The organism is Marinomonas algicola, assembly GCF_014805825.1.
In the GTDB taxonomy this organism is placed as follows: domain Bacteria; phylum Pseudomonadota; class Gammaproteobacteria; order Pseudomonadales; family Marinomonadaceae; genus Marinomonas; species Marinomonas algicola.
Genome location: NZ_CP061941.1, coordinates 621,812 through 643,753, shown reverse-complemented (window position 1 = coordinate 643,753; position 21,942 = coordinate 621,812). Strand labels below are relative to the sequence as shown.

Sequence of the window (21,942 nt, the reverse complement as noted above, 5' to 3'; positions counted from 1 at the left end):
AATAACATCAGCCGCTACTTAATGCCCATTAGTATAACTAATCTTTATTCGACCGTAACTGATTTCGCTAGGTTTCTCGGCTGATCTACGTCTGTTCCTTTAACCACAGCCACGTAATACGCTAAAAGTTGCAACGGAATCGTATGCACTATTGGTGCAAGGATATCGGGCACTTTTGGTACTTCCGTAAAGGTAATTCCTACTTCTTCGTGGAAGTCTGTGTCAAGATCAGCAAAGACATACAATTCACCACCTCGAGCACTTACTTCCTGTAAATTGGATTTTAGTTTATCCAATAGATTGTTATTTGGCACGACGGTAATAATCGGCATTTCTTCGTCCACCAGCGCCAATGGGCCGTGTTTCAATTCACCTGCAGGGTAAGCCTCTGCGTGGATATAGGAAATTTCCTTTAGCTTTAATGCGCCTTCAAGCGCGATTGGAAACATTGACCCTCGACCTAGGAAGATGGCATTTTGCTTATGGGCAAACCGATCTGCGAGCCGTTTAATCGAGCTGTCTTGTTTTAAGGCTAGATCAATGTAGGCCGGTAAGCTTCGTAAGCTACGCACCAATTCAGCCTCTCTTGACGCACTTAACCCATGCTGTACCGCAATGGCCACACTGGTGACCAATAACGCGGTCAGTTGTGTTGTGAACGCTTTTGTTGAGGCTACCCCAATTTCTGTACCCGCATTGGTCAATAAAGTAAGGGCGGACTCCCTAACCAAAGAACTCGATGGCACATTACATATGGCTAGCGTGGTTAAATAACCGAGTTGTTTCGCCATTTTCAAGGCCGCTAGTGTATCGGCGGTTTCTCCAGATTGAGATAAGGTTAAAAATAAGGTATTTTTTGGTACCGCTACTTTACGATAACGATATTCACTGGCCACCTCGACAGAGCAAGGTAAACCCGCCAACTCTTCCAGCCAATATTTTGCCACCATACCCGCGTGGTAGCTTGTACCACAGGCGACAATATGAATGTTCTCTACTTCTTTTAAAAAATCGGAATCGGCACCAAAACAACTTGTTAGTACCGAGGTTTCGCTGACCCTACCCTCTAAACAAGCCGCAATCACTTTTGGCTGTTCATAAATTTCTTTCAACATATAATGACGAAACTCACCTTTATCGGTTGAATCTAAATGGTGGTTAAATAGGCTTACAGGACGATCTTGCTCGTTTCCTTTGTCGTCATAAATGACCACTTTGTCACGACTCACATCCGCCACATCGCCTTCTTCAAGAAAGATAAACTGGTCCGTTACATGCAATAGCGCCAGCTGGTCAGACGCGACAAAGCTCTCTTCTATACCGACACCAACAACCAAAGGGCTGCCTTTACGAGCCGCAATAAAACGTTCATTGTCGTCATTATAAGTAACCGCAAGAGCAAACGCGCCTTCCAACCTCACCAAAGAAGTTTGCACCGCTTCCAACAAATTTTTACCGGCTTTAAGCTCATCAAATATTAAGTGAACAATGACTTCCGTATCGGTTTCCGATTTAAATAGATAGCCTTTATCGATTAATTCTCGGCGTAATAATGCATGATTCTCAATAATGCCATTATGCACAATCGCTAGATCATCACCAGAAAAGTGTGGGTGAGCATTTACTTCTGTTGGTTTGCCATGGGTTGCCCAACGTGTGTGTGCAATACCAATATGCCCATCTAAAGGCGCCTCTTCACATTTGTTTTTTAATGCTTGTACCTTTCCAACGGCTCTGTGTGCGTGCACACCATTAGCATTATTGATGGCCATACCAGAAGAGTCGTACCCACGATATTCAAGGCGACTCAAGCCTTCCAATAAAATTTTAGCCACGTTTCGGCGAGCAATAGCGCCAACAATTCCACACATAATACTTTCCTATTGTGCTTTCCTAAAACGGCATTACCCATGATAGAAACAGCTAAGTGAAATAAAACTAACTTATGGCTTTATTTCAGAGTTTATTTAGATTTAGACAGATAAGACGTTTTATTAAACACGTTTTATGACTTTTTTACTGGCCGCGGCCAATTATCTTTATTGTTCTGGCGTGCCCTAGCAAAGGCCAATTGATCTTTCTCTACGGTTTTCGTAATGGTCGAGCCTGCGGCAATGGTCGCACCAGCCGCAATAGTCACTGGCGCCACTAGGCTACTATTAGAACCCACAAATACTCGATCACCGATACTGGTTTGGAACTTATTCACACCATCGTAATTACAAGTAATGGTGCCCGCACCAACGTTCACCTCTTCACCCATTGTGGTATCACCAATGTAACTTAAATGACTGACTTTACTGCCTGTACCAATGAGGGCTTTTTTCGTTTCTACAAAATTGCCAATTTTTGCGTTCGCTCCAAGCTGAGTTCCCGGTCTTAAACGAGCAAATGGACCAACATCACAACCGCTTTCGAGCGCGCTGTCTTCAATTAAAGTATTGTCTTTAATGTCGCAGTTGTTACCAATATGGCAATTTTTCAAGTGACAGTTTGGTCCGATACGCACCCCATTACCTAAGGTTACCTTACCTTCAATGATGCAGTTAATGTCTATTGAACAGTCTACCCCCACTTCCAATGAGCCTCTCAAGTCAAAACGAGCTGGATCCAATAACGTTAAGCCTTCTGACATTAATCTTTGCGCTTGAGATTGCTGATACTCTCGTTCAAGCCAGCTTAATTGGAGCCTATCGTTTACTCCGGTAACTTCCGCTATGCTTTCTGGGTGCACAGTGACGATTTTTAACCCGTCTGCAGACGCCATCGAGATAATGTCTGTTAAATAGTATTCGCCCTGTGCATTGTCATTCGTTAATCGATCCAGCCAGCCAATTAGGTGCTTATTTGGCGTGAGTAAAATGCCGGTATTCACCTCTTTTATTTGATGCTGTTCAGGTGTTGCGTCTTTATGCTCAACGATGGCTTTAACCTCTTCAGCCAAATCACGCACAATACGTCCATAACCCGTAGGATTATCTAAGAAAGCCGTCAACAGAACCAAGGTGTTTTCATCGGCCGCCAATTGCATTTTTTCTAACGTACTCTTCTTGATAAGCGGAACGTCTCCGTATAACGTTAAGGTACGACCCTCTTTCGAAAGATCAGACGCCACTCGGCGCAGTGCATCTCCCGTTCCTTGCGGGTTGTCTTGCCAGACAATATTGGCTGAAAAATCCTGACAATGTGTGACTACCTGCTCCCCTTGATGGCCTACTATCAAATGCAAATTGGCCTTATCTAACTGGGAAGCGGTCGTTAAAACATGGTGAACCATAGATAGGCCACCAATAGGATGCAATACTTTTGACAACGCCGATTTCATTCTACTGCCCTTTCCTGCGGCTAAAATTACGATGTCTTGCTTCATAGTGATTCCTATTTTTTTCTAACGTTTGAAAGATTGATTTATAGGAACGCATTAAACCGTATCAAGGAAAAGTGAACAAGATGAATTGTCACATTAAAATTGACAAAAAAACAAAACCGCCTTGTAAAAGCAACATTTCTACCTTAAATAAAACGCGCTGTATTTTATGATGATCGCTTAGGATTGATACCCATTGGGATTTTTCTGCTGCCAATTCCAAGTGTCACGACACATATCATCTAACGAATTTTCTACTTGCCAATCGAGCTCTTTAGCCGCCTTGGTGGTATCGGCATAAAATTCGGCAATATCACCCTCTCTGCGAGGAACGATCACATAATGAATGTCTTTACCTGATGATTTTTCAAAGGCTTTAACGACATCTAATACACTGTAGCCCTTACCTGCCCCAAGGTTATAAGCATCAATACTGGGAAACTCCGCCGCAAACAATTTTTGCAACGCTTTTGAATGCCCAGAGGCTAAATCAACCACATGAATATAATCTCTAACGCCAGTGCCATCAGGCGTTGGGTAATCTCCGCCAAACACACTCAGCACATCCCTTTTTCCCACAGCGACTTGGGCAATATAAGGCATTAAATTATTTGGGATACCATTTGGATCTTCACCCATTAAACCACTTGGGTGCGCACCAATAGGATTAAAATAACGCAATAATGAAATATTCCATTTTGGGTTTGCTTTAAATACATCCTGTAAAATATCTTCAATCATGACTTTCGTACGACCATAAGGACTGGTTGCACTCAAAGGAAAGTGTTCAGCATAGGGAATGGGGTTATTCTCTCCATACACAGTGGCAGAAGAACTAAATACCAAGTTCAAGACCTGGTACTTCTCCATCACTTTAAAAAGAACTAACGAACCCGTAATGTTGTTATGATAATACGACAAAGGAATCTGTGACGATTCTCCCACCGCTTTCAGCGCCGCGAAGTGAATAACCGCATCGATATTATGGCGTTTAAATACCGAGCTCAATGCCTCCTCATCCATTAAATCAACTGAGTAAAAAGCAGGTACTTTTCCAGTAATTTTCTCTATCCGACTAAGCACTTTTTTGTTCGAATTGCACAGATTATCAACAATAATAACCTGTTGATTTTCTTCTAAAAGGGACACACACACGTGACTCCCTATAAACCCCATACCACCCGTTACTAAAATTGTTTTCACGCCTGTTGTTCCTGTGTTTGTTGAATCGGCCAGAAAAGGGAATGACAAGACACATTCCCAAATCCATAAACTCTACAAGCTCAGCAAACTTTCTGCAATGTAATCAATTTGACTCTCTTGCATACCTGCAATGTTAATTCGGCCACTATCAACCAAATAAATAGACTGTTTTTCACGTAAAATGTGAGCGTCTTCAACCGATAGTCCTAATACAGAAAACATCCCTTTATGCTGGGCAATGAAATCGTAGTGTGACGTACCACTTTTGTCTCTCAACGCGCTGGCCAACTTGCTTCTTAGCCCCTCAACTCTAAGGCGCATGGTTTCTACTTCATTTAGCCAATTGGATTTCAATAATGGGTTGTTTAAAATGATATTAACCAACTCGGCTCCATGATCAGGTGGCATAGTGTACGTACTGCGAGCCGCCTCTAAAATACGCGTTTTAATACGGTTACTTTGCTCTATCGTTTTTGCCGCAACCACCGCAATGCCTGCTCGCTCGCGGTATAGACCAAAGTTTTTAGAACACGATCCTGTTAGTACATAAGACTCTACTCGATCGGCTAGATATCGAAACCCTTTAACATCTTCCTCCATACCGTCACCAAAGCCTTGGTACGCAATATCAATAAAGGGTAAGAAACCTTGTTGAATCGCCATGTCAGTAATGGTTTTCCAAGCCTCAAATGAAAGATCGGCACCTGTTGGGTTATGGCAACAACCGTGCAATAACACCACATCATTTGTGCCGGCTTCTTTTAAGCTGTCCATCATGGCGTCTGTTTGCACCAACTTGGTTGTGGTATCAAAATAAGGGTAATAACGAACTTTTAACCCTGCCGTCCACATTATAGGGGCATGATTTGCGTAACTTAGATCACTTAACCACACGGTTGCATCTGGCGCTGAAGATTTAATAACATCCGCCAACATCCTTAATGCACCACTGGCCCCTGGAGTCTGTACACCCACTGCGCGCTCCTTGCTGCGGCTATCGCCTAACATGAGTTCAATCATCGACGTATTAAACGCTTCATTACCAGCCAAACCAACATAAGCTTTTGTGCTTTGTTCTTGTAATAGCTTGGCTTCAGCAAGCTTAATCGCCTCCATGACCGGAGTAATGCCCCGCTCATCACGGTATACACCAATGCCTAAATCCACTTTATTTGGGTTTTCATCCAGTCTACAGGCCGCAGAAAGCGACAAAATAGGGTCTTTTGGTGCTTCTTTTAAATTTTCTAAAATCATGTTTTATCCTAATCACTGCGATAACGCACTTGAACCATTGCAAACTATATTAACACTTATGGTTTGAATTCACGCCGTGTTTGTTTTTAAACGGCAACTTAACGCCACTGGCAAAGAAAACCCCTAAGCAAATTAAAATGATGCCTAGCACAGACTCTACCGTGATGGACTCAGACAATAAGGGTATGGCGGCTAACGTTGCCATAACAGGCGTCAAAGAACCTATCGCCGCCGTACTTTCGGCACCAATTCGATTAATTGCGAACCCATAAGTGAAACCGGTTAGCAAACCAACCATTACGGCCTGTACTATGAACTGTCCCGCTAAGGTTTCTGAAGACACCAGACTCATTCCAGATTCAACAACACCAAATGCGTAAAGTAGCAACAATAACGCCGTTGACACCAGACCCAATGCCGCGGTTGCGGCTAGAGGGGGTAGACCGGCAACACGCAAACAAATAGTAAAAATGGCCCAACAGAAACTGGCCGCTAAAAAGTATAAATCGCCCTTCCAAATACCTTGATCACTCTTTAAAAACGACAATAAGACAAGTGCAAAGACGCCGATACCAATAGATAGCAAACCAATAAGTCGTTGCTTACTAAGAGACTCCTTATATACCAGTACCGCAATGGCCGTTACAAAAAGCGGAAAGGTACCCGGAATTAATAACCCCGCATGAGAGACTGGCGCATACTGCATGCCAGCCGAACTTAAAAAGAAAAAAGGCACCCCAGCGCCTAACACAATGCCCGCCAAAATCCGTTTTGGTACGGCCATCACTTTGCTCCATGACTTATACAGAAAGGGCAAAAGCACCAACGCCGGAGCAACGTAACGCATTATCGCCAAATCAAAGGTGGTTAGATTAGACGAGGTGCCTACCTTCACAGAAATAAGCCAGCTAGCCCAAATCATAATGGTAATAAAAGCCGCCGCGATACCTAATTGAAGATCCAAGCCACTTGCCATTCGACGATACTCTGGTTCGATGGTGGACGGTTTCGCAATAAGTATTTCAACTCTTTGATCTGACATACAGTTTTTCCTCTGCCTATAATGACGCCTTTCAATCACATGCTTTATGGAGTCAATGAAAGGTTGATATAACAGACTGTATTATGGGGTGATCAAGCGGAGCATGTCCTTGCTAATACAGATTGAAAAAATCTATTTTTTGGCACACTATAGCTTTTTAGAGATAATTTTCGAGAATTTATGCCAAATATGGAAATAGATAAGACAGATCTTAATATTTTAGGGATTCTTCAAAAAGAAGGTCGTTTAACGAATGTTGAACTCGCAGAAAAAATAAATCTGTCACCATCACCTTGTTTAAGAAGAGTAAAAAAGCTTGAAGAACAAGGCGTGATTACCAGATACAAAGCCAGTGTTGCCAGAACAGAGGTTGGTTTTACTATGACGATTTTTGTTGATGTCACCTTAGAAAACCATCGAGATCAAGCCAGCACGGCGTTTGAAGAGGCCATATTAAATATGCCTAATGTGATCAGTTGCTTTGTCATATCCGGCATGGCGGACTATCACTTAGAGGTTGTAGTGAGAGATCTGCAACATTACGAAATTATTCTGAAAAAAATCCAAACCTTGCCTTTTGTTAAAGACATTCACAGTAATTTTGCGATTCGAACAATCAAGACGGATGCGCCGTTACCACTGCTAGATGAATGAAAATGCGGTGCTTTTTACTCATCTGTATGGAATAGAGCACAATACAGCGCAAAAAAATGGCCAACAAACACCAACCCGAGGATTTAATTCCCGCTGAGCAATTCCATTTTTAATCTAGGGTGATTATAGTCTTATAGAGCAAAACGGCTTAGGATAGAGCGCATACGAAAAATACGTATGGACCAAGTATTTTATGCCACTTAAGGCCTTTTCAAAGCCAGATTTAATTAAATATAAAAAGTAGAGGATACATAACATGTCAGCATTTGGTACCGTTTTCATGCCTGAAATGGCAATCTCGTGGTTTGATGGTTCTCGCTGGAGCCCATCCAAAATGGTCCCAAGCGATTCCATTAGCCTACATCCTGGTGCACATGTCTTACATTATTCCAGCACGTGTTTTGAAGGTTTAAAAGCATTTCGTCATGACGATGGATCTGTTCATTTATTCAGAATGGATAAAAATATTGCGCGTTTAGCACAAAGCAGCCGCTTACTGTTTTTACCTGAACTCAATGAAGAGACGGTTGCAGACATGATAAAAGAGACGGTTGCGCATTTTGCGGATGAAGTCCCTTCGCCTCCAGGCTCCTTATATGTTCGTCCAACGCATTTCGGTACCGAGCCAGCCATCGGTAAAGCCGCTGTTGCCTCCAGTGAATCCTGCTTTTTCGTGCTAACGTCTCCCGTAGGAGACTACTTTGCTGGCGGTGATAAAATGTTACGTTTGTTATTAGAAGACAACGGCATGCGCTGTGCTCCGCACATGGGAATGATCAAAAGTGGTGGTAACTACGCGAGTGCGTTAGGCCCTATCAGCCGGGCACGCGATGACGTTCAAGCAGACCAAGTATTATTCTGTCCTGATGGCGATGTTCAAGAAACCGGCGCGGCCAACTTCCTGCTTATTGATGGAAATGAAATTATCACTAAAGCATTAGATGAGAGTTTCTTACACGGTGTGACCCGTGACTCTTTATTGATTTTAGCAAAAGATATGGGAATGACGGTATCGGAACGTGATATTTCAGTTTCTGAGTTACTAGAACGTGCGGCAAAACCAGGCTGTGAAGCGGCTCTTTCTGGTACCGCAGCGGTATTAGCTCCAGTTGGCACCTTCATTTATCAAGGCAAGGAACACACAGTAGGTGATGGTCAAGTGGGTCAAACGATGCTGAAGCTTCGTACCGCATTAAATGATATTCAATGGGGTAGAGCGGAAGACAAACACGGTTGGTTAACCCAAGTTAAATAATCAAAGCACCGCCACTAAAAAAGCCTCATTTTCTTTGCTGTTTATTAGCACGCAAGGAAATGAGGCTTTTTAATGCACTTATGGAAATATAAACGAATAACGCTATCTATGTGACGCCTCACATTCTTGTGTCAATAACAAAGACCTCTCTTCCATCATTTGATGACACTGCTCAATTAAAGCGGGGATGTCCTCAACTGTCATGTTTTTTGTAGGGATTGGCGGCAACATTTCTACGATAAAGCGCCCATTATTCCAGCGACTTAACTTAATTTTATTATGAGTAAGGCTGCTAACCACGGGCACAATCGGTAAACCCGCCTTTATGGCGGCATGAAATGCACCGGTTTTAAAAGGTAACAACCCTCTTCCTCGGCTTCGAGTTCCTTCAGGAAACATCCAAATCGATAAATGGCTCACCTTCATCTGATCAACAATTTGATCAATAGTCGCTCTGGCTTTTTGCCGATTGGTTCGATTAATTAAAATATTTCCACTTGCCCAATATAAAAGACCAAAGATTGGAATCCAAACAATACTTTTTTTCCCCACGGTGACCGTTCTTTTTGGAAAAAGCGTTGGAAAAATAAATAGGTCGAAGTTGTTTTGGTGATTACCAACGTAAACCGCTTGCTCTGGTCGCTCCGCTTGATCGGACAAGCGCGCCTCGACGGACATACCCAGAAACCGGCTGGAATAAGCGAAGGCATGACAAACGTAGTACACCTTATTCAATGAACGAAACATGATTATAAAAAAGGCTAATCCTAAAAAAGTAACGGATACCAAGATACAAACCAACAGAAGAGAACGCAGAATAAACAACAACGGGCTTAGAAAAAACGGCATATATGACCTATCATTTTGCATAACCTAGCGAGGCTAAGTCATATTTTATGTGCTTACCACTCTTTTTTAAGAGCGAGATTGCCACCATTTAGAATGATCTCCATTAAACGCGATAACCCACTCACCAAAATCATTTGCAGGCAAAGGTTTAGAAAAATAATACCCTTGAATTGTATCACATTCAAAAGACTCCAAAATAGAAAGCCCAACGTGATTTTCCATTCCCTCCGCCGTTACGGTGAAGCCAAAGCCATGTGACAATTTAACGGTTGCACTGACGATTAAGGCGTCATTTTTATTGGTATCAATGTCTTTCACAAAGGTTCGGTCTATCTTCACTTCGTTTACTGGTAAGTCTCGCAAATACGCCAAAGAAGATTGTCCTGTCCCAAAGTCATCAATAGACAGTTTACAACCTAATTTTTTTAATTCACTTAATACGTGGATAACGGTTTCTGTGTCTGCCATCACGGCACTTTCGGTTACTTCCAAAGCCAACAAACTAGCGTCTAAATTGAACTCATCTAAATACGCCTGAATTTGCCTTGGCAAGTGAGTGTCTTGCAGGTCATGGGCCGACAAATTAATAGCCACTTGCATTTGAAGACCATTCTTTTGCCAAATCACTTGCTGAGCTAAGACTTGTTTAATTACCCACTGCGTTAGCAGCTTTATATTTCCAGATTGTTCTATTAAGCGAATAAATTCATCTGGTGGGATAAAACCCAGCACAGGATGAACCCATCGAATAAGGGCTTCTGAGGATAAACATTGACGCTTAGCAAGATTTACCTTGGGTTGATAGACCATAAATAATTGGCCAGTTTCCAGTGCTTCTGGTAGGTCTCTAATAATGGTCAATTCTCGTTGATGACTCTCATCTTGCCCCATTTCATAGACAACAATGCCATTCGATGTTTCTTTTGCCAGATTCGTCGCAATGTCAATTCGACGCATCACTTTATTCACATCACTTGAAGAATGAGCAAAAGGCAGAATGCCAACACTTAACTGTAAATTTATACAAGATCCGGCTAATTCAAACTGATCACAACAAGAATGAATTAACGCCTTAATGCTTTTTTCAGGTAGATTGTCTAAGTGCATAATTAAGAATTCATCGCCACCTAAACGAGCCAAAAGCTCACTTTGGTTCGATACTTCAATTAAACGGTTCGCAAACAGTTGTAAAAGACGATCTCCATTTTCAAAGCCCATCATATTGTTAATGTCTTTAAAATGACGAATATTAATCAATATGAGACAACCGCTATCTCGAGGAAGAGACTCCGATAAAAACCTTTCTACTGCAGAGCGATTGTAAAGCCCTGTTAATAGATCATGAGAGGCTCGATAAGTGAGCTCTTCTTCACGCTTAACAATGTCGGCCTGCATCGCTGTCATGGTGCCAGATAAAACCCCAAATTCTCCTTTCATATTTGGTGGTGTATGCGTTTCACCACGACCAATTTGCTTGGCAAATTCTACCAATACCTGAATGGGTCTAACCATGGACTTAGCCGCAAACCAAGCAGACAAAATAGCCAAACTTAATGTCATCGCAAAAATACTAATCAGTTGATTACGTGCACTTTGATAATTTTCTAACCAGGGATGAAATGGTAGATGTAAAATAGCCCATTGATTATCAGCGTTGAGCTTAACAGAAAGCGATAAATATTCCTCATCATTGGTAAATTGGGGGGCTTTAGAAACAGCCTGCAAGTCTATCAATTCAGATAACACCAGTTTTTGCGTTGCTGCTGGTAACGTCGACACACTGGAGCGACCATACTCAGGAGATTTATTTAAGAAACTGATGTCTAGGTGAGTGACATTCTTTACTTGCTTTGCCAAAGCATCATCCAATAAAAACCCCATGCCTACCCAAGCAATCACATTTGGCGCTCTCACTGGTACAAACACCATTTGATACGTTTGGTTTTCTACCTCTACAATATTCGCTACACTCAAGCGACCACTTCGGCGCGCTAATAAAATAATATCTTGAAATTGCTCTTGCTTAATTACCCCCTTGGTAGAAGTGAGTAACTCTCCTCGAGGAGAAAGCAATAACGAAATTTCGGCATTGATTCTTTTTCCATGATTTTCTAACACCGAGCGGATGGTATCGTTTTCTCTTGTGGCAACGGCTTGTTTAAAGCCAAAATCTGAAACGAGTATTCTCACACCCGTAATCAGTTGAGTCGCCCTATCATCTAATGTTAGTTGAAATACATTACTGGCTACTTTTAAACTCTGTATACCTTGCTCTAAGTTATCGCTCTTCATAGAATCTAAAACAGCGACTGCCGACCCTAATTGAACCAAGGTCAGCAAGCCAATAAATAGGGCAATTAATCGGGAGCGGAAGCTAACTAGCATACTCGACCTTAAATAAAGTGTTGCTAATATTAATAGGCATATTCTGATTCAGTGTCATCAAATGTATCCACAATAGACAATGCTACATCCATAGATAAAGAGCCATCTCTGGTTGTGATTTTACTAGAATCCACTGCTTCTTCCTGTAAAGGATGCCATGTTTTTACATCAAAGAGATCAGCTGGTAACTCAGTAAAATGCGCTTGTCCATGCTCATCGGTAATAGCAACATACCGACTTTTGGTTACATAAATATACGCCTGCATTGCATCATGAATATTACAACCAAGCGCAACAATGCCTTCTTTATCAAGAACAACTGGAGCATGGGACTCACCAGAAAATAGTTTGAGTTCGAACGTTTTAACAGCCGAAAACGAGTAAACATGATGACGTGTTTTATCATAATTAGGAAAGGTCACACTTGAACCGACCGGAACAGCCAATACAAAAGGAGTGAACTCTCGCATTTTTTGAGCCACTTCGTATTCTTTGGGTTTATCAAGCTCTGTATCACTCATCGTATATTTTGCGTTATACAATTCAACCACCGCATTTTGTATAGGTTGGTTATCAAGATCACCTACCGTAACCGTTAGATCTGCGGCAAAAATAGAAACGCTACAAAAGGCACTTAGCACGGTTAACACTCGTTTAATGTTGATCAGCGGCACGCTTTAAACCTCTATTAAATTACTTTTTCCAACGTCGAGAACAACCCACACCTTATCTTGAGCTCGAATCAGACTTACGCTCTATTATAGTGGAGAAATCGTCTTTTTGCTGATTTCACCGGTAAATACATGCATCAAATTACACAATAATCCCCCCTAACAGCGGTAAAATTAGTGTAAATGATGTTTGGTATAGATCCTATCCGTCTTAAAAAAAGATTGTTCACTTGTTTGATTGATGAAAAGCCATATCTCACTCCTAAGCCAAAATTGGCTCTACCCCTTCTTTAATGAGTGACCATACCTAAAAACGACAGCTAATTGAACTTGACTTTGTCAGAAAACAAAAGCAACATAACTAAAGTTTAACAATAAAACTTTTGTTTATTAGCGTGATTTAATATTATGACAGAACAAGAAGAAAGAGTACTCACCGCGGTTAAGCAGTCTCCTTTAGCTACTCAGCAAGAAATTGCAGACAGCTTGAATATGACAAGAGAGTCAATTGCTGGACATATTATGCGGCTCATTCGTGCCGGACACATATTAGGGAAGGGTTATATTATTCCTCAACCTGATACCTTGTTAATCATTGGTGGTTGTAACCTCGACATTAATGGCTCACCTATCCACAGGATGAAGTTAGCCGACTCTAACCCAGGAATTATTCAACAAAGTGCTGGTGGGGTCGGCCGAAATATTGCTGAGAATATTGTCCGTTTAAACAATCAAGTGCATTTTTTATCCATTGTTGGACAGGATAGCTCAGGCGATTGGTTACTCGAAAAAAATAGACAATGTGGCATTAATACCCAAGACATTATTCGTCATCCTGAATTTAATACCAGCAGCTACTTATCGATCAATGATGAGAAAGGACAACTGGTTTCAGCCATTGCCGATATGAAAATTATTGATGCACTGGATAGTCGACGATTAGAAAGCAAGATGCCTTTGCTGCAATCTACTAATCGAATCCTTATCGAAGCAAACTTACCGTCCGCCAGCATTGAGTGGTTAGCAAAATTATCATTGAACGTGGAATTTTACGCGGACGCTGTTTCCGCAACAAAAGCCTCTCGATTGCAGCCTATCTTGTCAAGATTGAGTCTTTTAAAAGTCAATCGTGATGAAGCTAAATCCTTGCAAGGCCTTTCTCTGGATCAACCAGTTACCGACGATGTGTTGGCTGATGGCTTGATTAACCAAGGGGTCAAAGCCGTTTTACTGAGTCTAGGAAGCGACGGTCTTCTCTTTAAGAATGCTCAAAACCATCTTCGTGTTCCTGTTTTTTCAACAAAGCCTATCAGTGATACCGGCGCCGGTGACGCGCTTTTTGCTGGCTTCATACATGCACAATCAAAAGAATGGGACCTGCAAAAAAAGCTTGAGTTTGCCGTGGCTTGTGCCGGTGTCACACTAGAATGCGAACAGGCAAACGATCCAAATCTTTCAGAAGAAACAGTGCTTAACTGGATTAAAACAAAATCTACTAAAGCCCTACTGTAAATAACATCATCTAACAATAATTCAATGAGGTTGGAAGTAACCATGAATAAATTTCTCGATATTAGTCCAGAAGTCGCCAACGCGCTCGCTAACAACAAACCAATTGTCGCCCTAGAAAGCACCATTATTTCCCATGGTATGCCGTGGCCGCAAAATGCTGAAACGGCTAAAAAAGTCGAAGATTTGATTAGAGAGAATGGCGCCGTACCCGCCACAATCGCCATTATTAATGGTCGCTTAAAAGCCGGCTTAAGTCATGATGAAATAGACACTTTAGGCAAAGCTGGCTTATCTGTTATTAAATGCTCTCGTCGTGACTTACCTTTCGTGATCGCAAAAGGCCAGCATGGTGCAACAACGGTCGCGGCCACTATGATTATTGCAGCGATGGCAGGCATCAAGGTGTTTGCAACTGGAGGAATTGGTGGTGTTCACCGCGGCGCACAGAAAACATTTGATATTTCTGCTGATCTACAGGAACTGGCAAAAACCAATGTCGCCGTTGTTTGTGCTGGCGCTAAGTCTATTCTTGATTTAGCTCTGACTCGAGAGTACTTAGAAACTCAAGGTGTTCCTGTGATAGGTTATAACACCGATTCCTTACCTGCTTTTTATACTCGCGAAAGTGATTATACTGTTGATTATAACTTGACCGATGCCAAGCAAATTTCTGATTTTTTACAGGCAAAATGGTCTATGGAATTAAATGGCGGTGTCGTTATCACAAACCCAATCCCAGAAGAGTTTGCGATGGATAAAGCCAGTATAGACAATGCCATACAGCAAGCATTAACAGAATTAGAAGAACAAGGTGTTGGCGGAAAAGAATCAACGCCCTTTTTGCTCGCTAGAGTGGCCGAACTGACTGGCGGTAACAGCTTAACGAGCAACATTCAATTGGTTTATAACAACGCCCGTTTAGCATCGGCTGTAGCCGTGGAAATGGCTAAATAAGCGAGATGATGATACGAGGCTGAGAAAACCTGTTCAGCCTCGTATCATCCGACTCCCACTATCAAACAGTCCAATAGGTATCTTGCCAGTAATCTCGCTGGTCCGATTCAAGAAAACTCCAAGCCACAAAACGACTCACTTTTTTCCCTTGAGCCATATCGACTGTTTTAACTTGAACGGCTCCTACACTTTCCAGTGTTCTGTATATTGCAGATAAGCTACTCTGCCTAGCTACCAAAGAGGTAAACCAATAGCAGCGATCGTGATAGGCTTTACTTTCTTGGATCATCCGGCAAATAAAGCGTTCCTCTCCTCCATCACACCACAACTCATCAGATTGACCACCAAAATTCAAGGTCGATTTTTGCTGCCCTTTTAAGCCGCGCCATTTACGCTCTGACTCTGACTTCATGGCCGACTCTGAAGCATGAAATGGTGGGTTACACAGAGTAAGATCAAACCTTTCATTAGCAAGCCATACACCATTAAAAAAATCGTTTTTATTGGTTTGTAAACGCACCTGTATATTTCCGGTAAGGTTGGTATTTGACTTAATCAACATTTTGGACGAATCAATCGCTATCTTGTTAATGTCTGAACCAACAAATTTCCAGCCATACTCTCTATTTCCTATAATAGGGTAAACGCAGTTCGCCCCCATTCCTATGTCAAGCGCTTTAACCGTGGAACCACGAGGAATAAGATCATCGTTGGAGTCGGCCAGTAAATCCGCTAAGTAATGAATGTAATCGGCTCTTCCTGGAATAGGAGGACATAAGAAGCCCGCCGGAATGTCCCAGAATGGGACACCATAAAAATGGCTTAATAGCGCCTTATTTAAGGCTTTTACCGCCAATGGATTAGCAAAGTCAATTGACTCATTCCCATAGGCATTTTTCACCACATATTGAGTTAATTCTGCACAAGAATCGGCAAGCAAAGAAAAATCATAGCGCATTTTATGCGGGTTTCGAGGATGGAGCTCAAGCTTGTTTTTAGGAAAGGGCGCTCTATCCAACGATTTTTTTTGCCTTATGTTTGGCTTTTTTTTCATGTTTGAAGATCAGCTATTTTTGTTCATGAATGAATGTATCAAATTACAAGATAGATCCAGAACCAAGGTAAATAAAAAATAAAGAACTAAAACACTCGTTTAATTTTTACCCGCTCGATTACAGTGACAGTCATTTACAAATGACCCTATCATGGCTATAAAGTAAGAAAAAAAGGCAATGTTGATAGACCCGTAACAAATGCAATTGCAAACACAGTAAACGCGAATTCCAGCGGGTTTTCTTTCAAATGGGATAACGTAGCAGGCCAAAAGGCCAACTTTTGTTCTTGGTAGACTTGCTGCCTTTTTAGCTGGTCTTGGTATATTAGCTCTCTCGCCCTTTGATAATCGGCGTCATGACGTACCCAAAGTGCCGCGAGAGAAATTTGCCAGCGACCCGCTGTTGTTTCGTAGAACTCAATGTGATGTTCGCTTAGAATTTGTCGAACACAAGCCGCCTCGTCATCAGGAACGTATTTCAAAGCAAAGACCAATTTAGCCATAAGAACTCACGCAAACTCGCTGTTAACAATTTGTCCGCTATTATGACCTTGTATTAGGACAATGCAACCGTCTTTAGATCTCTACCCTGATTTACCAGCCATTCTAAAATACGCTCTTCCGGTAGAGGTTTACTAAAGTAATAGCCTTGAATGCAGTGAATCCCCATTGCCGTGACTAAAGACAATTGTTCTTCTGTCTCAACGCCTTCAGCAACCAAGGCCATATCAAGCTCTTGGGCCAACGTGATCACATGCTCCAAAATTTGAGTAGTGACTTTGTCATTACTCAAATTTTGAATAAAGACCTTATCTATTTTTAATACCTCAAAGGGGAATTGCCGCAAGAAATCCAGTCCGGAATACCCCGTGCCGAAATCGTCGATGGACAAACCAATTCCACACCTTTTTAATCGTTGAAATTGTGTTAAAGCCACTTTCATTTCTTCATCATTAAAACCATTGTTCTCAGTCACCTCAAAGCCAATTCGACCTATTAACGCGGGGTTCGCTTCCATTGTCACGACGACCTGGTTAATGAAATCCACATTCAAAAAGCTCTCTCTATCAATATTAATATTAACCATAATATCGGCGCAGTTTTTATCGTTTCGAAGCACAAACTGTACGGCTTTAGCGAATACCATATTAGTGAGGTTTACCATAAGAGAGTATTCGATGGCTTTTTCCACGACTAATATCGGGGAAACATAGCCAAAACGCTCAGAATTCCAGCGCAATAGCGCTTCAACTTTGAGTGTTTTTTTATTTAACACATCAATGATGGGTTGATAATGCAACTCCATTTCATGATTCTCTATCGCTACCTTCAAATAACGTCTAAACGAGTGAAAATACTCCCTGTACCAAAGTAGGACCAATTGGGTCACGGACGCACAGGCGATCCAAATAAATAGAAATAGAATGGAATTCGACCATAAACGACCAATCAAATAATCGGTTGTAATGGCAGACTCTAACCGTATTTCCTTATTAAGAAATTGATGCGTCGATGCAGACCAAATGCCGTCCGATCTTTCAATAGGGTCCGTGCCTATATCTAATAAAACAGGGGAACTATAAAGTAATTTTTTACCGATATGGAACCGGAAAACAACGTCATTTTTTAACTCACTTAAAATTTCTTTAATCAGTAGCCCTGATGGCATAACACTGTTTGAACCATACCCTCGCCCGTTGAGATAGAAACCAAAAAGAGAAGGTTCTCCTGTTAATTTAGCTTCTGTATATGAAATAGTGAAATTTTCGCTATTTTTCTCCAACCTTTTTTGAATCGTTTTCCAAATGAGAATGTCCATTTCACCCATATTTGTACAGAAGACACTCAACTGCTTATCTTCATTATACTTAATTAAACTCAGTTCTTTAGCGTAAGGTGATTGAAACGTTTTCTTTCTTAAAAAGTCCACGGTGGACCCATTACAAGACTCTGTTGGATCTACGATCAAAGACGCTAACTCGTCTTTGTGGGATGTTAGGAAGCGTTCAATTATCAATGCGGCATAATGAGATCTATTTTCTAACTCACGCTGCGTTTCCCATAAAGAAAATACACCCCAGCAAAATAAGATGAAAAAAAAGTAATAAGATAGGGAAGTCGCTATGGTTTTGTAAAAACGACTTAAACTTGAAGAACCTATCATTAAAGGAGAATAAATCAATCCGGCCTCAAATATAATCAAAGAAGTTAGCACGTCTTACTTTTGAATATATCTAGGTATAATGCAGTTTGCAAAGGTTTATAATGTCGCGTCTATTAATAACGGCTAGGTATTTTGATATTTAAATCAATTTATTAGACGAGTTTTCGCCTATTAAATGCTTTTTATTGGCACGAGTAGGTTATAACGAAATGGATGCGCTAACCCATTATGGTGCTTTCCATTATGATAGCAAATACCACTCAGACTAGGGGCTTTTTAGGATCACTAACGTTACCGAACCGACATGAAAACCAAATTTTGTCAGTATTGACTCATTCAATAGCACATTATCTTCAACTAAATACATGCGATCGTCTACGTTTACATTAATAAGGTCACCATTATAAGGAACCTGTAAGACGTATTTCATAAACAAAGCATTGCCTGATGTCATTAAATCACCTGAACCAACAACATCACCCGCTGTTGCTGTGTAACCTTTGCCTTGGTTTGGTGTTAATGTCCAAATACGCTTTTGTCGTTCTCCATCGTCAAAGACAAAGGACTCATCTAATGTTCCGATACCCTCTTTCCAGTAAGCCTTTAGGTCCGCCGTAAAATAGCGAATCACCTTTCCAGAACGATTTTTCACCACGCCATGGGCACTAAGGTCACCGTCAAAAAATTCATCTACAATGAGTTTTGGGGAATTTCCAGAATAGCTTTCTACCGTTACAGAAGAACACGAAGCAATCCATAATGATGACAGTACCAGGGTAAACAAACCCACTATTCGGCTGACATTTACTCTATTAATAGTGCGCATGACCCTTCTCCATTTGTCTTTTAGGCGGTTCATTACTGAATCAATCTGTACTTATTTGGTATTGATAATGAATGTCTACGGATAGATAATCACCATTCGTTTCTGAAATATTTCCACGTCCCAAATAACGCTTGAGATTCTGAGTATTGAAATCATAAGCAAGGTAAATGGGATCCACCACCAGCTTAAGCCACCATGCATCTGGCGACATAGTCAAACACAGGGCATCGTCTTCCCCTTCTTTACAGGATGCTTTTACTATTTTAAAAGGGGCGACAATCTGGCGTGTTGGCGCTAAAAAATCGACCTTTAAATCATCGCCTTTTGCTAAGTTATTCCAATAGTTTCTAACAAAATTATCAAAACCGGCATCAACAATTAAGCGGTTATTGATATTGATCTGCTTGGATTTTACTTTGTCACTTTCCGACGCTTGATAATTGACTATTAACCGATCATTCACTTCGGTTTTAACATCAATGACTTCACCATTACGTTTATTCGTTTGATAGAAATCAGGTACAAGGGGGGAGTATGAATATTGAATGACTTTGGTCGCGAACACCTCTCCTGACGCTTCACGATAAGTCACAATATGTTCCTTTAGAGACGGCTTTTCATGGGTCTCGGTATACAATAATTCACCGGTATTCAGATCATAAGCACGACCTGTAATGAGTTGATCAACCTTATCTAGCGCCAGCGAAAGATTGGAGAAGCTGAAAAGTAAGGCTCCCAATAACATTGTGGACGGTTTTATCATGAACATATCAGCCTTTTGATGATGAATTGTAGAGCCTAACCCTTGGGTGGAACGGGAAAATATTAAAGAGGGACCTTTCTAAGCCGCGTTAAACCACATTTTTGAGCCATGAATAACACCGATGGTAGAAGCGCCGCCCAAATCAACCCGACAATAATGAGCATAATCCAAATCGGCTCTATGGCGGAAGATCTCGATAAGATAAGGCCGCCATAGTAGCTTCCAGGAACAGCAAAACCGCCTATTAACATAGCAAATCGAAACCTCCCATGAAGCCAGAAAAGACCATGCATTAAGGTGGTAGAAAAGGCGACCCATAAACACATCATCCAAACAGGAATGATAGAAACAGAACCACTGACCTCTATGGCTTTAGAAAACTGGATCACGCCTACGCTTTGTAAAAAACTGTCTATTAAAATGCCGACTGAGGTAAACCCTAAAATAAACAACCATTCACGATTATCACGAATCATAAAACGAGAATGTATAATCAGTAATACAGCAACCGCTATAAGTGACATTACATCCGTAGTGACAACACAAATAAACCAAACAATTTGAAAAAAAATGGCATTGCCAACATCCGATGGCATAGAATTAATTTTTAAACTGTCGTTTTCGATGTCAGTCTCTTTTTCTCTTAATGAATTCGCCATAATTTAACGTCCTAATAGAAGTGGAATAATGACTATCGATTGGCCGGAAAACGCCAGTCAGGTTTCGCAAATAGAAACTGCCCTGTACTAATTGCCCTTTCTCTAAAACCACCTTCACAGTAGCAAAGATAAAACTCCCACATCCGACAAAAAACATCATCAAACCCCATTTCACGCACTTGATGCTTTTTTTGCATAAACGCAATACGCCAATCTTTTAGTGTATCCGCATAGTGTTCCGTAATGTCTTCCACCGCAACAATTTGTAAATTGGTTTTTTTCGACACTTTAGATGCGATGACTTCATTTGAAGGCAAACAACCACCAGGAAAAATGTATCGTTGGATAAAATCCACGGACCTTTTAGCGTAATTATAGCGCTGATCGGCAATGGTAATCGCTTGTATCAGCATCAAGCCGTCTTCTTTAAGTAGATTGCTGCACTTAGAAAAATAGCTGTCATAGTACTCATGACCAACGGCCTCGATCATTTCGATGGAAACCAGTTTGTCGTACTGGCCAGTCAGATCTCGATAATCATCAAGTAGCAAGGTTACTTGATTCGTTAGATTTTCTTGAACAACTCGTGCTTTAGCAAAATCATATTGTTCTTGAGAGATGGTTGTGGTCGTTACCTTACAGCCATAATACTTAGCGGCATGCACGGCTAATCCCCCCCAACCGGTACCAATTTCAAGTAAATGGTCGTCAGAGGTCAACTCTAATTTTTGGCAAATACGATCTAATTTATAAGTGGATGCTTCTTCCAGCGTGGCCTTTGCGTGAGGGTAAACCGCAGCGGAATACATCATAGTTGGATCTAGAAAAAGAGAGAAAAAATCATTACCTAAATCATAATGCGCCGAGATATTCTTTCTCGACCCTTTCTGAGTATTGGCATTAACCACGTGAGCAATCTTAGTAGCGATTCGATTCAAAAAAGGACGATCGCCATCCATCTTATTAATTAACGTGAGGTTTTTTACCATAAGTTGAATTACGGCTAGCAGATCAGGGGTTGTCCAACGATTCAACATAAACGCTTCACCCGCTCCAATACTGGCATTCATAAACATATCCCAATAGACCGCCCTATCGTGTATGTGGATATGAGCAATGCATTTTGCGCTGTCTTTATGCTCACCAAAATGAAACACTCTTTCATCCGCTTCACCCGGCTCATGAAAATGCTCTTCTATGATAAGATGACCGACCCGAAGTTTACTTAGCGCTCTCATTACATACTTTTTAGCCAATTTATCTAAAAAGCTTGAGGAACGTCTTTCACTCACTTTTTGATTGGCGATATTTACTGAACCCATACACTGTT

The 21,942-nt window shown here is 41.3% G+C and carries 19 protein-coding genes; 4 read left to right on the top strand and 15 right to left on the bottom strand.

From position 1 onward, the window contains the following. Positions 1-44: 44 nt before the first annotated feature. The 5 genes from glmS to IEZ33_RS02865 form a co-directional block, all read right to left on the bottom strand. Positions 45-1,871, bottom strand: coding sequence for a glutamine--fructose-6-phosphate transaminase (isomerizing) (gene glmS, locus IEZ33_RS02885; protein ID WP_191602229.1), 1,827 nt, complete (start codon positions 1,869-1,871; stop codon positions 45-47). Positions 1,872-2,005: 134 nt separating this feature from the next. Next, positions 2,006-3,370, bottom strand: coding sequence for a bifunctional UDP-N-acetylglucosamine diphosphorylase/glucosamine-1-phosphate N-acetyltransferase GlmU (gene glmU / locus IEZ33_RS02880; protein WP_191602228.1), 1,365 nt, complete (start codon positions 3,368-3,370; stop codon positions 2,006-2,008). 177 nt (positions 3,371-3,547) lie between these two features. Next, positions 3,548-4,618 carry a UDP-glucose 4-epimerase GalE gene (gene galE / locus IEZ33_RS02875; RefSeq protein ID WP_275672792.1) on the bottom strand — a complete coding sequence of 357 codons (1,071 nt, stop codon included), beginning with the start codon at positions 4,616-4,618 and terminating at the stop codon, positions 3,548-3,550. Positions 4,619-4,642: 24 nt separating this feature from the next. Continuing rightward, the gene (locus IEZ33_RS02870; RefSeq protein WP_206696895.1) at positions 4,643-5,824 is read right to left on the bottom strand and encodes an amino acid aminotransferase; all 1,182 of its coding nucleotides are present in this window, start codon (positions 5,822-5,824) and stop codon (positions 4,643-4,645) included. Between the two features lie 49 nt (positions 5,825-5,873). Continuing rightward, a complete protein-coding gene (locus IEZ33_RS02865; protein ID WP_191602227.1) occupies positions 5,874-6,866 on the bottom strand; it encodes a DMT family transporter in 993 nt (330 codons plus the stop codon). A 180-nt stretch (positions 6,867-7,046) separates the two neighbouring features. Here IEZ33_RS02865 and IEZ33_RS02860 point away from each other — a divergent pair, with 180 nt between their 5' ends. Both IEZ33_RS02860 and IEZ33_RS02855 read left to right on the top strand, forming a co-directional pair. Further along, entirely contained in the window at positions 7,047-7,520 is a 474-nt protein-coding gene (locus IEZ33_RS02860) for an Lrp/AsnC family transcriptional regulator (protein ID WP_240009614.1), read from the top strand. Between the two features lie 256 nt (positions 7,521-7,776). Beyond that, positions 7,777-8,775: a branched-chain amino acid aminotransferase gene (locus IEZ33_RS02855; protein WP_191602226.1), complete on the top strand. Its 999-nt coding sequence runs from the start codon at positions 7,777-7,779 to the stop codon at positions 8,773-8,775. A gap of 102 nt (positions 8,776-8,877) precedes the next feature. Here the strand turns inward: IEZ33_RS02855 and IEZ33_RS20930 are convergent, their stop codons facing one another. From IEZ33_RS20930 to IEZ33_RS02840, 3 genes are all read right to left on the bottom strand, one after another. Further along, positions 8,878-9,624: a 1-acylglycerol-3-phosphate O-acyltransferase gene (locus IEZ33_RS20930; RefSeq protein WP_338040937.1), complete on the bottom strand. Its 747-nt coding sequence runs from the start codon at positions 9,622-9,624 to the stop codon at positions 8,878-8,880. 66 nt (positions 9,625-9,690) lie between these two features. After that, positions 9,691-12,009, bottom strand: coding sequence for a bifunctional diguanylate cyclase/phosphodiesterase (locus IEZ33_RS02845; protein ID WP_191602225.1), 2,319 nt, complete (start codon positions 12,007-12,009; stop codon positions 9,691-9,693). 29 nt (positions 12,010-12,038) lie between these two features. Then, entirely contained in the window at positions 12,039-12,683 is a 645-nt protein-coding gene (locus tag IEZ33_RS02840; protein ID WP_191602224.1) for a methylamine utilization protein, read from the bottom strand. A 405-nt stretch (positions 12,684-13,088) separates the two neighbouring features. Here IEZ33_RS02840 and IEZ33_RS02835 point away from each other — a divergent pair, with 405 nt between their 5' ends. Then, entirely contained in the window at positions 13,089-14,192 is a 1,104-nt protein-coding gene (locus IEZ33_RS02835; protein ID WP_191602223.1) for a PfkB family carbohydrate kinase, read from the top strand. Between the two features lie 42 nt (positions 14,193-14,234). Beyond that, on the top strand, positions 14,235-15,146 hold the full coding sequence (locus IEZ33_RS02830; RefSeq protein ID WP_191602222.1) for a pseudouridine-5'-phosphate glycosidase: 912 nt from the start codon (positions 14,235-14,237) through the stop codon (positions 15,144-15,146). Positions 15,147-15,207: 61 nt separating this feature from the next. Here the strand turns inward: IEZ33_RS02830 and rlmF are convergent, their stop codons facing one another. The 7 genes from rlmF to IEZ33_RS02795 all read right to left on the bottom strand — a co-directional run bounded on the left by rlmF (position 15,208) and on the right by IEZ33_RS02795 (position 21,934). Beyond that, on the bottom strand, positions 15,208-16,200 hold the full coding sequence (rlmF, locus tag IEZ33_RS02825) for a 23S rRNA (adenine(1618)-N(6))-methyltransferase RlmF (protein WP_191602221.1): 993 nt from the start codon (positions 16,198-16,200) through the stop codon (positions 15,208-15,210). Between the two features lie 155 nt (positions 16,201-16,355). Beyond that, the gene (locus IEZ33_RS02820; protein WP_191602220.1) at positions 16,356-16,703 is read right to left on the bottom strand and encodes a DUF6164 family protein; all 348 of its coding nucleotides are present in this window, start codon (positions 16,701-16,703) and stop codon (positions 16,356-16,358) included. A 53-nt stretch (positions 16,704-16,756) separates the two neighbouring features. Next, positions 16,757-18,382 carry an EAL domain-containing protein gene (locus IEZ33_RS02815; RefSeq protein WP_191602219.1) on the bottom strand — a complete coding sequence of 542 codons (1,626 nt, stop codon included), beginning with the start codon at positions 18,380-18,382 and terminating at the stop codon, positions 16,757-16,759. A 247-nt stretch (positions 18,383-18,629) separates the two neighbouring features. Beyond that, positions 18,630-19,190 carry a DUF3833 domain-containing protein gene (locus tag IEZ33_RS02810; protein WP_206696894.1) on the bottom strand — a complete coding sequence of 187 codons (561 nt, stop codon included), beginning with the start codon at positions 19,188-19,190 and terminating at the stop codon, positions 18,630-18,632. A 40-nt stretch (positions 19,191-19,230) separates the two neighbouring features. Then, complete coding sequence (locus IEZ33_RS02805; protein ID WP_191602217.1) at positions 19,231-19,953, bottom strand: hypothetical protein; 723 nt, start codon at positions 19,951-19,953, stop codon at positions 19,231-19,233. 62 nt (positions 19,954-20,015) lie between these two features. Then, positions 20,016-20,612, bottom strand: coding sequence for a DUF2878 domain-containing protein (locus IEZ33_RS02800; RefSeq protein WP_191602216.1), 597 nt, complete (start codon positions 20,610-20,612; stop codon positions 20,016-20,018). Positions 20,613-20,644: 32 nt separating this feature from the next. Next, positions 20,645-21,934, bottom strand: coding sequence for an SAM-dependent methyltransferase (locus IEZ33_RS02795; protein ID WP_191602215.1), 1,290 nt, complete (start codon positions 21,932-21,934; stop codon positions 20,645-20,647). Between the last annotated feature and the right edge of the window lie 8 nt (positions 21,935-21,942).